Source organism: Mycolicibacterium wolinskyi str. Jessa 2025, from assembly GCF_049241375.1.
In the GTDB taxonomy this organism is placed as follows: domain Bacteria; phylum Actinomycetota; class Actinomycetes; order Mycobacteriales; family Mycobacteriaceae; genus Mycobacterium; species Mycobacterium wolinskyi.
Window position 1 is genome coordinate 2,610,685 of sequence record NZ_CP185960.1, and the last position, 14,986, is coordinate 2,625,670.

General features: G+C 66.7%; 11 protein-coding genes and 2 pseudogenes. 5 read left to right on the top strand and 8 right to left on the bottom strand.

The annotated features are described in order from the left end of the window. Nucleotides 1-32: 32 nt before the first annotated feature. The gene (locus tag ACOI2T_RS12910) at nt 33-764 is read left to right on the top strand and encodes a VIT1/CCC1 transporter family protein (protein WP_067852094.1); all 732 of its coding nucleotides are present in this window, start codon (nt 33-35) and stop codon (nt 762-764) included. Further along, the gene (locus ACOI2T_RS12915) at nt 764-1,816 is read left to right on the top strand and encodes an esterase-like activity of phytase family protein (protein WP_409501897.1); all 1,053 of its coding nucleotides are present in this window, start codon (nt 764-766) and stop codon (nt 1,814-1,816) included. Before ACOI2T_RS12910 ends, ACOI2T_RS12915 begins: the two co-directional genes overlap by 1 nt. A 384-nt stretch (nt 1,817-2,200) precedes the next feature. Here ACOI2T_RS12915 and ACOI2T_RS12920 read toward each other — a convergent pair whose 3' ends face one another. Further along, nucleotides 2,201-3,412, bottom strand: a complete 1,212-nt coding sequence (locus ACOI2T_RS12920; protein ID WP_409501502.1) for an MFS transporter — start codon at nt 3,410-3,412, stop codon at nt 2,201-2,203. A gap of 18 nt (nt 3,413-3,430) precedes the next feature. Continuing rightward, on the bottom strand, nt 3,431-3,901 hold the full coding sequence (locus ACOI2T_RS12925) for a MarR family winged helix-turn-helix transcriptional regulator (protein ID WP_409501503.1): 471 nt from the start codon (nt 3,899-3,901) through the stop codon (nt 3,431-3,433). 99 nt (nt 3,902-4,000) lie between these two features. Between ACOI2T_RS12925 and ACOI2T_RS12930 the strand changes: the two genes are divergently transcribed. Together ACOI2T_RS12930 and ACOI2T_RS12935 are read left to right on the top strand one after the other, a co-directional pair. After that, nucleotides 4,001-6,040, top strand: coding sequence for an ABC transporter ATP-binding protein (locus ACOI2T_RS12930; RefSeq protein ID WP_409501504.1), 2,040 nt, complete (start codon nt 4,001-4,003; stop codon nt 6,038-6,040). After that, entirely contained in the window at nt 6,037-6,885 is an 849-nt protein-coding gene (locus ACOI2T_RS12935; RefSeq protein WP_409501505.1) for a CbiQ family ECF transporter T component, read from the top strand. The genes ACOI2T_RS12930 and ACOI2T_RS12935 overlap by 4 nt, the downstream gene beginning before the upstream one ends. On the opposite strand, the gene ACOI2T_RS12940 is transcribed toward ACOI2T_RS12935, so the two are convergent. The 4 genes and pseudogenes from ACOI2T_RS12940 to ACOI2T_RS12955 form a co-directional block, all read right to left on the bottom strand. Then, entirely contained in the window at nt 6,886-7,707 is an 822-nt protein-coding gene (locus ACOI2T_RS12940; protein WP_409501506.1) for a DUF4349 domain-containing protein, read from the bottom strand. 112 nt (nt 7,708-7,819) lie between these two features. Continuing rightward, entirely contained in the window at nt 7,820-9,145 is a 1,326-nt protein-coding gene (locus ACOI2T_RS12945; RefSeq protein ID WP_409501507.1) for an ABC transporter substrate-binding protein, read from the bottom strand. After that, nucleotides 9,142-9,954 (bottom strand): carbohydrate ABC transporter permease, encoded by an 813-nt coding sequence (locus tag ACOI2T_RS12950; RefSeq protein WP_409501508.1) that lies wholly within the window; start codon nt 9,952-9,954, stop codon nt 9,142-9,144. Before ACOI2T_RS12950 ends, ACOI2T_RS12945 begins: the two co-directional genes overlap by 4 nt. After that, nucleotides 9,941-10,812: pseudogene (locus ACOI2T_RS12955) on the bottom strand (carbohydrate ABC transporter permease). Before ACOI2T_RS12955 ends, ACOI2T_RS12950 begins: the two are co-directional and overlap by 14 nt. A gap of 389 nt (nt 10,813-11,201) precedes the next feature. Here ACOI2T_RS12955 and ACOI2T_RS12960 point away from each other — a divergent pair. Then, nucleotides 11,202-12,338: a GGDEF domain-containing protein gene (locus ACOI2T_RS12960; RefSeq protein WP_409501509.1), complete on the top strand. Its 1,137-nt coding sequence runs from the start codon at nt 11,202-11,204 to the stop codon at nt 12,336-12,338. A 10-nt stretch (nt 12,339-12,348) separates the two neighbouring features. Here the strand turns inward: ACOI2T_RS12960 and ACOI2T_RS12965 are convergent. Both ACOI2T_RS12965 and ACOI2T_RS12970 read right to left on the bottom strand, forming a co-directional pair. Then, nucleotides 12,349-12,544, bottom strand: a pseudogene (locus ACOI2T_RS12965) (acyl-CoA dehydrogenase); the annotation flags it as partial. A gap of 351 nt (nt 12,545-12,895) precedes the next feature. Then, the gene (locus tag ACOI2T_RS12970; protein ID WP_409501510.1) at nt 12,896-14,953 is read right to left on the bottom strand and encodes an MFS transporter; all 2,058 of its coding nucleotides are present in this window, start codon (nt 14,951-14,953) and stop codon (nt 12,896-12,898) included. Nucleotides 14,954-14,986 lie beyond the last annotated feature (33 nt).

The window sequence follows — 14,986 nt, forward strand, 5'->3', positions numbered from 1 at the left end:
ACGGTGGAATCGCGTGGGCGTTGAATCGGGATATGACCGATCGGCCCGGGCCGTTGTCGCCCACCGGAATGCCTCACACCATCGACCACAAACACGCCGACGTGACGGGCGGCTGGTTGCGCGCCGCGACGTTCGGCGCCATGGACGGCCTGGTCAGCAACACCGCGCTGATCGCCGGTGTGGCCGCGAGCGCCAGCGCGCAGACCGTTGTGCTCAGCGGCGTGGCGGGCCTGCTGGCCGGGGCGTTCTCCATGGCACTCGGCGAGTACACGTCGGTGACCACGGCCAACGAGCAGATCGACTCCGAGGTTCGGGTCGAACGCCGTTCGTTCCATAAGCAACCCCAGGCGGAGAAGGCCGAACTGGTCGGCATGCTGGTGGCGATGGGGATGACCGAGCCCACCGCGCAGAAAGCCACCGACGAGATCCACCGCGACGAGAACCGCGCCCTCAACTTCCACCTGGTGCAGGAGTTGGGCGTCGATCCGCGGGAGAAGCCCTCACCGGTCACGGCGGCGGTGTCGTCTTTCCTGATGTTCGCGATCGGCGCGATCATCCCGTTGATCCCGTATCTGCTTGCCTTCGAATCACTGTGGGCCGGGCTGGCCTGCGGCGGGGTGGGCCTGCTGATCGCCGGTGGTGTGGCGGCCCGGTTCACCAGGAAGCCGGTGTGGTCAGCGGCACTGCGGCAGTTGATGTTCGGCACGATCGCGATCGCCGCGACCTACGTCGTCGGCACTTTGGTGGGTACTGTCACGACGTGATGCTGCGTCGAACACTGCTCGCCGTCGTGCTCCTGTTGACCGGCTGCGATGCCGATGCCGGTGCTGCACCGGGTTTCGAGTACCTGGGCCAGCAACGTATCGCGCCGGGCGCGACGCTGGACGGTACCGTCATCGGCGGATTGTCCGGAATCAGCTACGACGCCGGGGCCGGGCTCTACTACATCGTCAGCGACGACCGCTCCGCGAAAAACCCGGCCCGCTTTTACACGGCACAGATTGCGCTGTCGGACAACGGCATCGAACGCGTCGACTTCGTCGGTACACATCCTTGGCTGGACTCACACGGTAAGCCGTTCGCGCCGCTGGACGCCGAAGCCCGCCCGCCCGTGGTGCCGCCGGACCCCGAGGGCATCGCATACGATGCCCGCCGCGGCCGGCTGTATTGGACCAGCGAGGGCGAGCGCGGCGACGGAGGTGTCCAGCTCGATCCGTGGGTGCGCATCGCGGGCCTCGACGGCACCTACCTCGGGGAGTTCGCCCTGCCGGACCCGCTGAAGATGTCGGCCCCCGACCGCGGCGCCAGGCAGAACCGTGCGCTGGAAGGGCTTTCGCTCACCCCGGACGGCCGGTATCTGTGGGCCGCGATGGAGGGACCGGTCTACCAGGACGGCGCCCTGCCCGACGAGCAGCACGGTGCGATCACCCGCATCACCCGCTACGACGTCGACACCGGTGCGGCCGATCGCGAATACACCTATCCGCTCGACGCGGTCAGCGCCGGGCCGGGCGGCGACAACGGCTTGTCCGATCTCGTCGCGCTCGACGACGGGACGTTCCTGGTCGTCGAGCGCGGCTACGGCACCCACGTCGCGGTGCGCGTCTACCGGGCGGGCGTCACCGAGGGCTCTGGGCAATTGACCAAGACGTTGCTTGCCGATCTGACCAACACGCCCGGGCTCACCCCGCTGGACAACATCGAGGGAATCACACTGGGCCCCAAGCTTTCCGACGGACGCCAGTCGGTGATCATGGTGAGCGACGACAACTTCTCGCCGACTCAGATCACGCAGTTTCTGCTGTTCGCGATGTGAATGGTTGTTGCGAGCCGGTGAGGGCGGTCGACGACGGTTGGTCGCCCTGCCCGGCTATTAGCGACAATGTCGCGGAAACCGCCTCGTACGTCTCACCGGCCGCTTCCGTCCCAGGTTGCCGAATCACTTGCAACACAACAACACTGCCGTGTCACTTCGGCACCAGTGGTTTCGTGCCCGCATACCAGCGACTTTGTCGCTGATATGCGGGCACAGGAAATTGCGGTTCGCATGAGGCAGGCGGGGCCTGAGTGTCAAGTGTTGTCGGAGCTGTGGGACCGGGGTGAATAGTGTTGCATGAGAGGCGATTTCAGCGACATTGTCGCTCGCAGGCGGGCCGAACGACACACCGCTCGGCCGCCCGCCGTGCCCGGCAAGAAGCCGCTAGCTGTCGCTGCCCACCGTGACGGCAGTCGCCTCGTCGGTGAGCTCGTCGAGTTCGTCTTCCTCGACGTCGATGCCCGTCAGGTGTTTACGCGTCGCGAACAGTACGCCCGCACCCAGCAGCACGGCTGCCGCGCCGACCCAGTACGGCAGGTGCACGCTGACCTGCTCACCGAGAACTCCGGCCAGCCACGGCGCGACGGCGGCGCCGCTGAACCGCAGGAAGCTGTAGGCCGCGGAGGCCACGCCGCGTTCGACCGGGGCGGCCTTCATCACGGTCTCGGTGATCAGCGTGTTGTTGATACCGATGAACAGGCCCGCGGCCACCACGCACGTCGCGAGAATGGCCTTGGAGTCGGTGCCGAGCGCCATCACCACCAGGGTCGCGGTCATCGCGAGCAGGTTGACGATCAGCGTCGGGACAGTGCCGAAGCGGCGCTGCAGCCGCGGCGCGACCACCACCGAGGTGAAGGCCAGCGCCACACCCCAGCCGAAGAAGATCAGCCCGATCTGGTGTGCGGTCATGTCGAGGGGAAACGGCGTGAACGCCAGCAGCGTGAAGAAGCCGAAGTTGTAGAGCAGTGCGGTGACGGCGACGCCGAGCAGCCCGCGGTGGCGCAGTGCGCGGAACGGGTCGAGGAGCGTGGTCGCCCGTTCGGCGCGTGGCGTGGCGGGCAGCAGGAACGCGGTGATCACGAGTGCGAAGGCCATGAGTGCCGACACACCGAAGAACGGGCCGCGCCACGAGATGGAACCCAGTACCCCGCCGACCAGCGGGCCGATCGCGATACCGAGACCCAGGGCGGCCTCGTACAGGATGATCGCTTGTGCCACAGACCCTTTCGCCGAGTTGACGATGGTGGCCAGCGCGGTCGCGATGAACAACGCGTTACCCAGGCCCCACAGTGCGCGCCAGCCGACGATCTCCATCACGGTGTCGCTCATACCGGCCAGGCCGGCGCCCGCGATGATCACCACCAAGCCGAGCAGCAGGGTCCGTTTCGGTCCGATGCGGCTCGACACCACGCCGGTGATCAGCATCGCGATCCCCATGACGGCCATGTAGCTGGTGAACAGCAACGAGACCTGGGACGGCGATGCGTTGAGGTTGTCGGCGATCGGTTTGAGGATGGGGTCGACGAGTCCGATGCCCATGAAGGCGACGACGGACGCGAAGGCAACGGCCCAAACGGCTTTGGGTTGGCGCCACATAAGGGCAAGGGCTCCTAACTAGTTGTCGGGGTGCTCCGCGACATCGGCCAACAGCCGACGGATGACCTGGACGGCATCGGCCAGGGTCTGGCGGTCTTCGGCGTCCAACCGCTCGAGCCGCGGGTTGATCGCGGCGGCGCGGTCGGCCCGCGCCTGGTTGAGGGTCTGCCTGCCTTTGTCGGTGATCCGGATGAGCACTGCGCGTGCATCGCCCGGGTCGGCGGTGCGAGACACCAGGCCGGCGTCCTCCAACCGGCGCACCTGCGTGGTCATGGTCGGCTGAGAGCAGTGATCGAGCAGAGCGAGGTCGGAGATCCGCGCCTCACCCTGGTCCTCGATCGTGGACAGCAGCCGGGCCTGCGCCCACGGCAGCGGTAGCCGGGTGCGCTGGGTCGCCAGCCGGTTGAGGCGGGCGACAACCGACAGCAGGTCTGCGCCGAGTTCGGTTTCGTCAGTCACGGTGACATTCTCGGTGCTCGCTGTCGGCATGTCGCCATATTACATAGATTTGCTATGCAGTGCACGGTCGTGTCGGCCGTCACACCACGGCCGGGTAAGCCTCGTCTTACCTCCTGGCAGAATCGAGCAATGACCGCGAAACCACCGGTGAGTGCGCCTCGGCGCGGAATGAATCCCGGTGAACTCGCGCAGGCAGCAGTCATGGCCGCGCTGTGTGCGGCGACCGCGATCATCGCCGTTATCGTGCCGTTCGCGCGCGGTGTGTCACTGCTCGGCACGGTGCCGATGGGGCTGCTGGCCTACCGGTACCGACTGCGGGTGCTGGTCGCGGCGACCGTCGCCGGTGCCACCATCGCGTTCTTGATCGCGGGCATGGGCGGCATGATGACCGTCATCAACTGTGCCTACATCGGCGGTTTGACCGGTGTCGTCAAACGCCGAGGTCGCGGCACCCCCACCGTGCTCGCTGTCGCCGTCGTCGCGGGCGCGATCTTCGGCGCCGCCGCGGTGCTCGCGCTGACCCTGCTGTCGCGACTCCGCACTCTGATCTTCGACTCGATGACCGCCAACATCGACGGTCTCGCCGCGGTGCTCGCCCGTATCCCGGTGTTGGACGTGCTGGCCGAGCCACTCAAGAACGGCTTCGCGACGCTGCTCGACTACTGGCCGCTGCTGTTCCTGGCCATCGGCATCCAGAGCATCACCTTCGTCAGCCTCATCGGCTGGTGGGCGCTGTCGCGCGTGCTCACCCGGCTCGCCGGTGTGCCCGACGTGCACAAACTCGACGCCGACACCGCCGAGCAGCCGATCGGCCCGGTACCGGCGCGGCTCACCGACGTCCGTTTCCGGTACCCGGGCGTCGACCACGACGCGCTCGGCCCGGTGTCGATGGAACTGCAACCGGGTGAGCATGTCGCAGTGACCGGACCGAACGGTTCCGGCAAGACCACGCTGATGCTGGTCCTCGCGGGACGCGACCCGTCATCCGGGACGGTCGAGCGGCCGGGGGCGGTGGGTCTCGGCCGCATCGGCGGTACCGCGGTGGTCATGCAGCACCCCGAGAGTCAGGTGTTGGGCAGCAGGGTGGCCGACGACGTCGTGTGGGGCCTGCCACCGGGGACGACGACCGATGTCGACCGGCTGCTGTCCGAGGTCGGTCTGGCCGGGCTCGCCGAGCGCGACACCGGCGGCCTGTCGGGCGGCGAACTGCAACGTCTGGCGGTTGCGGGCGCGCTCGCACGCGAGCCCTCGCTGCTGATCGCCGACGAGATCACGAGCATGGTCGATCAGCAGGGCCGCGAAACGCTGATGAACGTCCTGTCCGGGTTGACCGACCATCACCAGATGTCGCTCGTGCATATCACGCACTACAACGACGAAGCCCAGACCGCCGATCGCACGGTCAACCTGAGCGGAAACGGCGGCACTGCCGACAACACCGACATGGTGCAGAGTTCAGCGGTGCCGGTCGGGTCGATGGCCGCTCACCACCCGGGCGAGCCCGTATTGGAACTCACCGCCGTCGGCCACGAATACGCGAGTGGAACGCCGTGGGCCAAGACGGCTCTGCACGACATCACGTTCACCGTGAACGAGGGCGACGGCGTCCTCATTCACGGACTCAACGGTTCCGGCAAATCCACCCTGGCGTGGATCATGGCCGGGCTCACCGTCCCGACCTACGGCGCCTGTCTGCTCGACGGTGCCCCGGTGTCCGAACAGGTGGGCGCGGTGGCGCTGTCGTTCCAAGCGGCGCGGCTGCAGCTGATGCGCAGCAGTGTCGAACGCGAGATCGCGTCAGCTGCCGGGTTCTCCGTGCAGGAGCACGACCGCGTCGCCGCAGCGTTGGCATCCGTCGGGCTGGACCCGGCGCTCGGCAAGCGCCGCATCGACCAACTCTCGGGCGGCCAGATGCGTCGCGTCGTGCTGGCCGGGCTGCTGGCCCGCTCACCCCGCGCACTGATCCTCGACGAGCCGCTGGCCGGCCTGGATGCCGCCAGCCAACGCGGTCTCTTGCGGCTGCTGGAGGACCTACGGCGCACCAGTGGGCTCACGGTCGTCGTGATCTCCCACGATTTCTCCGGCTTGGAAGGGCTGTGTCCGCGCACACTGCACCTTCGCGACGGCGCGCTCGCGCTCGCACCGACCGCGGCTGGTGGTGCGCTATGACGGCACCGACCCGCGGACAACGCAAACCCGTTGTGCTGCTGCGCCCGGTGCCGGGCAACAGCGTCGTCCACCAACTGTGGGCGGGCACCAAACTGCTGGGTGTCGCCGTCATCGGGGTGTTGCTGACGTTCTACCCCGGCTGGGTGCCCATCGGGTTCGTCGCGTTGCTTGCCTTGGTGATCGCCCGGTTGGCCCATATCCCGCGTGGTGCGGTGCCCACGATTCCCGTGTGGTTGTGGATCGTGATCGCGTTGGGCGCGCTGACCGCGACGTTCGCCGGCGGCGCCCCGGTCATCGATGTCGGCTCGATCGAGATCGGGCTCGGCGGTCTGGTGAACTTCCTGCGCCTGACCGCGCTCGCCTTCGTGCTGATCGGGCTCGGGGCGCTCGTGTCGTGGACCACCAACGTCGCCGATATCGCGCCCGCGGTGGCGACTTTGGGGCGGCCGTTACGGGTGTTCCGGATTCCGGTCGACGATTGGGCCGTGACCATCGCCCTGGCGCTGCGGGCCTTCCCGATGCTCATCGACGAGTTCCGCACGCTGTATGCCGCGCGACGGTTGCGGCCCAAGGAACGCGCCGAGACGTTCCGCGGGCGTATCCGGCGGTTGGTGTCCGATCTCGTCGACCTGCTGGCCGCCGCTGTCACAGTGGCGCTTCGGCGCGCCGACGAGATGGGCGATGCCATCACCGCGCGTGGTGGTGCAGGTCAGATCTCGGCTGCGCCGTCGCGACCGAAGTCCCGCGACTGGGTCGCGTTCGCGATACTCGCGGTGGTGTGCGGCACCGCGCTCGCGTTGGAGCTGACAGTGTTGGGCACGAGCCTGCCGCGTCGCGGCGGCTAGTCAGCCCCGCCGCGACGTCACCAACCGGATGACGGCATAGCCGATGGCGCCGACCACGACGAGCGCGACAAGCCACGGAAGCATCAGGCCGAACAACATCACCGCGCCGGAGGCCACCGCGACGAGCCCGTCCCAGCCGCGTTCGACCTGACCGAAGAACCCGTGGTACTGCTCGGTGGGGCCACCGACCTGCTCGGCGATCAACTCAAGATTCACTGTGCTGTAGTCGATCTGATCGCCCAACTGCTTGCGCTGTGCCCGCAGGCTGTCGAGGTCGGCTTGCCGCTGCGACAAGGCCTCCTCGGCTTTGATGAGTGCATCGGGATCCCTGGCATCGCGCATGATTCCCAGCAAGCGGTCGACCGAGGTCTGCAATGCGGTGATGCGGGCATCGAGGTCGACCCGTTGCGACGTCACGTCCTCGGCCCGGATCTCCACGGTGTCGACGGTGCCGAGCTTCTTGAACTCGTCGAGCGTGGCGTCGAGCTTGGCCACGGGCACGCGCAGTACGAGGGCGATGCGGGCCCGGCCCGAACTGGTTCCGGCGTCCTCGGACCGGCTGTCCACGCGCCCGCCTGCGTCGGTGGTGATCGACACGGCCTTGTCGGCCGAGTCGGTGGTATTCGCGGCGGTGATGGTCATCGACGCGGTCTTGACGACGTCGCGGTTGGAATCAGCGGGCTGCGGCGCCTCCTTCAAACCCGGGCCGCCACCCGTCGGCGGGGGTGCGGCCGGCGCCGGCGCATAGCCCGCTTCGGATTGGGGTGCCTGCGGCCGAGTCGAATCGCCGAGCGGGCCGGCACTGCAGGCTGCTGCGAACATTGCAACCGCAAGCATTGCCACTATCAAGCTCATGCGGCGGGATGCGCTGGCGTGCTTGAACACCAGGCCACAGTACCGATTAGCTGTGAGCTGCGGGTTGAATCGGCGAGCGCTATCGCGACGCCGCGGCGTTCGCGGCCCACTGCGCATCGGCCAGGGTGGTCGCGACGTCGCCGCGTCCCAGGAACATCTCGTCGAAGTACGGCTTGATGGCCTCATAGCCCGCCGGGAATCCGGCCCCGCCCGGTGCGGGGATGCGGGGCCCGCGCAGCACCCGGAAGAACGGGCTGACGTCGACGCCCCGCGCCTTCCAGTAATCGTGGTACACGGGCTGGGCGGCCAGCACGGCCGGGATCGCGGCGCCACGCACTCCCAGGAATTCGTTGCCTCGCTTGCTGCCCATCCACGCCAGCACCTCGCGTACCGCGTCCGGATGTCGGGTGGCCGGATTGGCCGCTGCGGCAATGCCGTTCGTGACGCTGACGCGGCCCTTCGGCCCGGCGGGCAGCATCACCACGCCCCATCGAAAGCGGGCCTGGTCGGCGATGGCGGCCAAGTTGTAGGTGCCGGACTGGAACAACGCCATGCGGCCCTGCAGGAATGCGTTGCGGGAGAAGTCCCCGTTGTTGTTGGTGTCGGATGCCGGCGGCGCGACGTGGTCGTCGTTGATCAGCCGCACCAGGTACTCGAACGCTTCGACGGATTGCGGGTTGTTGAACGCGAACCGGTCACCGATCGCGAAGATCCCGCCCGCGGAGCCGATGTAGTTGAGATAGATGCCCTGTAAATCGTTGGCGGCGTTGTATCCCCACTGCCGAATCCGGTTCGCGTCGAAGCCGGGGGTCACCGCCGTGCGGCCGGCCTGGTCGACGGTGAGCCGCGCCAGCAGCCGCCGCAACGTGTCGTCCGGACCGTTGGACCAACGCAGCGTCGGCAGCTCGGCTAGGCCGACGCCGGCGGCGTCGAGCAGATCGGCATTGAAGTAGACCGCGATGCCGGCATCGGTCAGTTGCGGTACGCCCCACAGCGTGCCGTTGCGGGTGAATTGATTGACGACCGACGGCTCCCACGCCCGGGCGACGTTCGGCCCGAGGAGTTTTCCGATATCGAGCAGTCGGCCGTTGTCGGCATACCCCGCGAAGTAGGCGTTGGAGATCCAGAAGATGTCGTCGGCGCTGCCGCCGGCCACATCGGTGCGCAGCGTGTCGAAGTACGTCGAATACGCGACGGTGTTGACGCGCACCTCGATGTCGGGATGCTCCGCGCTGAACGCGTCGAAGGACTCCCGGTAGGCCGCCGCGACCTGCGGATCCCACAGCCGCACGGTCACCACGGTCTTGCCCGACGGTTCGGTGTCGCGGCCCAGCAGCATCGCCGCCACCAGGAGCAGGGCCATGGTGAGCGCAAGGCCGGCGGCGAGTTGCGTGGATCGTCTCATTTGATGCCCGTCACGACGATCGAGCGGACGATGTTGCGCGACAACGCCACGAACAACACGATCAGCGGGACGATCGCCACCGTCGTCGCCGCCATCACGAGCGTCCACTGCGCGTTGTACTGCGTCTGCAGTCCGGCGGTCGCCACGGTCAGCACCTGCCACTTGCTCCCGCTCGTAATCACCAACGGCCACAAGAAGTTGTTCCACTGACTCACCACGGTGATCAACGCCAGCGTCACCAGGATCGGCCGGCTCGCCGGCACCACCACGTGGGTGATCACGTCGAGGGTGTTCGCGCCGTCGAGTCGGGCGGCGTTGATGAGGTCACCGGGAATGGACCGGAAATACTCGCGCAGCAGGAAGATCGCGTACGGCGAGCCGAACATGAACGGCAGCACCAGCGCCCAGAACGTGTTGCGCAGCCCCGCCTCGGCCATCATCAGATAGAGCGGCACCACCGTCACCGTGGCGGGCACCATCAGCGTCGCGACGAATACCCAGAACAGCACGTCGCGTCCCGGAAAGCGCAGGCGGGCAAAGGCATACGCGGCGAGCACGGAGAACACCAGCTGGCCGAGCAGAATGACCGAGGTCACCACGGCAGTTACGGCGATAGCCCGGCCGAATCCGGCATCCGCCAGCCCGAGGTAATTCTCCCAAGTCGGCGGCTTCGGCAGCGACAGCGGCGATTCGGTGGCGAACTGCTCGGCTGACGTGAACGACGTCAGCAACCCCAATCCGAACGGCAGCAGTGTGATCACCGCACCAAGCAGCAGCCCGACGTAGACGAGGACGTTACGTGAGGTCATAGCTGATCCTGCGACGAAAGTAGAGGTGCTGGACGATCGGACGCCGACCAGTAGCACGAACAACACGATGGCCATGACGGCGGCGCGTCCGACCGCGGCCGCACCGAACGCCTCGGCGTAGATGCGGTGTGCGATGAGGTCGGTGCGACCCTGCGGGCCACCCGCGGTCAGGGCATACACGGTGTCGAATACCTGGGCGGCGCTGACGATTCCGGTGACGAGAACGAAGAACATCGTGGGGCGCAACATCGGCAGCGTGATGTGGCGAAACCGCTGCCACGAGCCGGCGCCGTCGGTGCGCGCGGCGTTGTGGATGTCGGCGGGGATGTTGAGGATGCCGGCCAGGAAGAACAGTGTCACGTAGCCGACATTGGTCCAGATGACGACCGCTGACACCGCGGGCAACGCCAGGCCCGGGTCGGTGAGCCATTCGATGCGGGTGTCGAGCACCGTGCTGAGCGCACCGTCGGTCGGCGCCAGGATCCAGCGCCACAACACGGCGATGGCCAGCGGCGCACAGATCCACGGCAACACGTACACCGTGCGGAAGAATCCGGTTCCGGGAAGCCCGCGAGCCAGCATGCTTGCCGCGACCAGGCCGAGGACGGTCTGCGTCGGCACCACCAAGATGATGAACAGCAGCGTGACCACGAGCGAAGTCGCAAACGACGAGTCGGTGAGAACCGAGCCCCAATTGTTCAGTCCCACATACTCGATCGGGCCGAGTAGATCCCACCGGTGCAGGCTCAACCACGCCACCACCAACATGGGCAGCAAGAGAAATGTCACGACACCGAACAGGCTGGGCGCGACAAGCGCGTACCCCAATGCCGTCGTCCGGACACGCGAGGTGGCCATCGGGCCATTAAAGCGGGTCGTGGTGTCGAGCGGCCACGCGGGCTTCACCTCATCTGCCCATTGCGAGCCGGTCTCGCTGGAGCCCGATGCGGAGTGGCGTCAGTGGTGGTCCGTCGGTCAGGACGGCACGAAGTAGGGTCGGCAGAGCTCGTGGTGAGAATAGGAAACACTGACGCTCCCGCACCATCTGGCCGACGATCAGGACGCCTGGCTCGGCGGCAGCAAGCGCTACTCCGGGTCGCTGAACCGATACGCAGCAATCATGCGACCGATCCGCCTCAAGAGATCGGAGACGGCTGCATATTGACCATTTCGGCAATTCGGATAATGTCATCGATTGATTGCTGCAGTTCTGCGGGATGCGCGGCAGTTCCATTCAATCAGGCTTTTTGACGGTACGCACACGGGAGTACGGATTGCTGGAGAATTCGGGGAACTACGCAGGGTTCGTCGGACTGCTCCGAGACTGGTGGCGTGAGCCGGTCGACTACCCAGCGCAGGTGCAATACTTCGCCAAACGGTCCATGTACGAGGCAATCCGGACACTCATCGGCTTTGGCACCGCGTTCAACGGCGTGATCTGCCTTGGGATTCTGACGCCGTTCGCAACGACGCGCGCGTCAGCTGTTGTAGTCGCGATCTTCGGCTTGCTGCAGATCGGCTGGGGAGTGGCGTGGTGCGTTCGCCCATGGCCATCACGCCGGACATCGCTGGCCTTCGTCATCACTGCCGACATCGGAATCGCCATCACAGCGATAGCGGACTCGAGTTGGCTGCTGGGCTTATTCGGGTTCAACGCGTTCACGATGATCTCGATCTACCTGATGTTCTTCGACGGCCCCAAAGCCCTTGCCGGCCATCTGACATGGATCCTGCTGGCAACAACGGCATTCGCCGTGCGAGCCGCCGGCCATGCGAACTTCGACACGACCACATTCACAGCCAGCACACTCACCGCGGTTGCCCCAGTGCTCGCGACACCTCTGGGCATTCAGTTCGGAATCTGGGCCTTGCGCACGGACGCCAACGAGTCGGTCACCGACGCGCTGACCGGACTGCTCAACCGACGAGGTCTGCACTTGCACATCGGCGAACTGTTACGCGACGCCACTCCCCGCACCGAGTTCACCGTGATGGTCGTCGACCTGGACCGCTTCAAAGACATCAACGACACCTTCGGCCACACGGTTGGCGACGAGGTCCTGGTCCGCTGTGCACGACGGATCAAATCCACGGTCCGGGGCAGCGCGCTGGTGGCACGAATCGGCGGCGAGGAGTTCGTCATCGTCGATCGCGCCGAATCCAGCCGCCGCGATCGAAGTGACTTGGACACCGTCCGGTACGCGATCTGCGCACCGGCCGAACATCCGGTGACCGCCAGCGTCGGCATCACCATCAGCGAAGCCGGTCACCTCGCAATGTCAGGAACCACCTCCGCAGCATGGCTCGACGGCATGATCGAACGAGCCGACCGCGCGATGTTCCACGCGAAGCGCAAGGGCGGCAACGCGACTGTCCACCTCTGAACACCCGTTACCCCCGAGTTTCTCTGGGAACCAAGATCATCGACTGCTGGCGGTGCCGTGCGGCGGCGGGATCCGTCTTGCCCATAACGATGAAGACGCGCGCGTTGGGGTTCATCGGGTTGCGATGTTGGTGGCATCCGAGGGGGCCACGTCGGCTCTGTCATCGCGAATGCGGACCGGATATCACCGGCTAGTAATGGTGGTAGCCGGCGCAGAATCCAACTGTCGACGAGGCGCTGGAGATCGATACCGCGCGGGTCTGTTTGGTGCTCGTGCGTGGATATCACTGTCTGCGTGGTCTTTCTGTGTCTTCGCTGAGTTCCGATGGCGAGTGGCCCCTCGCGGCCGGCTTGCAGATGACCCGCCGAGATCAGTCCGGTTCCGTCAGTGGCGATGACGTCGAAGTGGACCCCACCGCGGCCGCTGAACCCGAATCGTCCCGTGCGATCACGTTCGCGACACGGACTGTTACCGCCGTTCCGTGTCCGAAACGTCAGCCCAGCCGTGCTAGTCACGGACGGCTTTGCCGCAGTAGCGATTCTGTCTGGGCTCCGAGATCATCCCCGGCGATTCGGAACACTCCAGCGATCCCGGAGTGAGCGTGGCGCGGGCCGGGTCGGATGTTGGGGACGTGGCGGGCGTGCCGTCCGAATCGGCGTGGTGGGGGCATGTGGTGACGTCCCGTGGGGCGCTGTATGGGGCGCTGTGTCGGGCGCAACGGCATTCTGGCGGCGCAATTCCTCGTCGATTCCGTCGGACAGCCGACCGAGGTATCCGATGAGGGCGGCGACATCGCCGTCGTCCCAACGGGACACGATGGACTCCAGCCTCGATATGTTCAGTGACCGCTGGCGTTCGAAGGTCGAACGACCACTCGACGTGAGGGCGAATCGCGGGGGAGCGGCTTGATCGGTGTCCGGTAGCCGGCTCACCATGCCGTCCCGGATCAGCGTGGAGATCCGTTCGTCGACTGCCGTGGTCGGACTGTCCACCTCGCGCGCCAACTCGTCCAACGTCAGCGGCCGGTCGGCGCCGAGGTAAGAGGCGATGACGTAATCGCCGCGGTCGAGGCGATACGGCGTCGAGGGGATCTGCAGCGCGACCGCCGCCTGGCGTCCGAGTGCGGTCAGCACGTTCTCGAGTCGTTGTGCCCTGCGGCGGGTGGGTACGGGCGCTAGCACGGGTTCGACCGTGGACGGCGCAGGCGCGGGAACCGACGTCGGGATCGTCATCGCGATGACCGCGGCGACGAGCGCGGCGCACCCGGCGATCACCATGGCGGTTCGGAACGCGGTGAGTGTTGGGAAGGCGTGTCCGGCGACCACGACGGTCATCTGTGCAAGGACCGCGCTCGTGACCGCACTGGATGTCGAGGTGCCCAGTGATCGCGCGAGCGAGTTGATGCCGTTGGCGGCCGCGGTTTCCGACACGGGCACCGAGGAGTTGATCAGTGTCGGCAGAGCGGCGAACGCGAAGCCGACACCGGTGCTGCAGACGACGCCAAAGACGAGAATGCCTGCCGGCGAGCCGAGCAACTGCGTGCCGCCCAGGTAACCCACGGCGATGATGACTGCTCCGAGGATCAGCGTGAACCGCGGTCCGCGTGCCGCAATGACGCGGCCGGCGATCGGGGACGTGGCCATCATCGCCAAGCCGCCGGGCGCCATCCACAGTCCGGCCATCACCATCGACTGCCCCAGGCCGTAGCCGGTCATCGTGGGCATCTGGAGCAGTTGTGGACCAAGCAGACTCGTGCCGAACATGCCGAAGCCGACTGCGATGGATGCGAGGTTGGTCAACAGCACCGGTCGTTTGAGTGTGGTGCGCATATCGACGAGCGGTGTGGGCGCACGATACTGCCACCAGCCGAACGCCACGAAGACGACGACGGATCCGATCAGCAGACCCAGTGTCATCGGGCTGGTCCACCCCCAGCTGGCGCCCTTGGAGATCGGCAACAGGAGCAAAAGGAGGGCCGCGCTCAGGCCGAGCGCGCCGAGGACGTCGAAACGGCCCATCGACGCCGACGGCACGATGTCGGGGACGAGGGTCGCGAACAGGATGCATGACATCAGTCCGAGAACCGCGGCGCACCAGAACAATGCGTGCCAGCTCAGGTGCTCGGCGATGACCGCGGACATCGGCAGGCCGAGTGCGCCGCCGACGCCGAGCGAGGCGCTCACCATCCCCATCGCGCCACCCACGCGGTCGGCGGGAAGCGCCGCCCTCAGCACGCTGATGCCGAGCGGAATCACGGGTGCGCCGAAGCCCTGCAGCGCGCGGCCGATCACGAGTGGGGCGAGTGAGCTCGTCATGGCGGCGATCACCGATCCCACCGTGAGGATCACCGCGCACGCGACGAGAATTCGCTTGGGCCCGAACATGTCTCCGAGCCGGCCGAACATCGGGGTGGCTACGGCGCCGGTGAGCAGTGTGGCGGTGACCGCCCACGACGCATTGGCCGGCGTCGTGCCGAGCAGCTCGGGCAACTGGGGGACCAGCGGCACCACGAGCGTCTGCATGAGCGACACCGCGATGCCTGCCGCGGCCAGAACCGCGATCAGCAGACCTCCGCCCTTCGGCGGTGCCGGGCGTTCGATCATCTGCACGGACATGACGCTGACCCCCTTCGAAGATTTGGTGTGAAC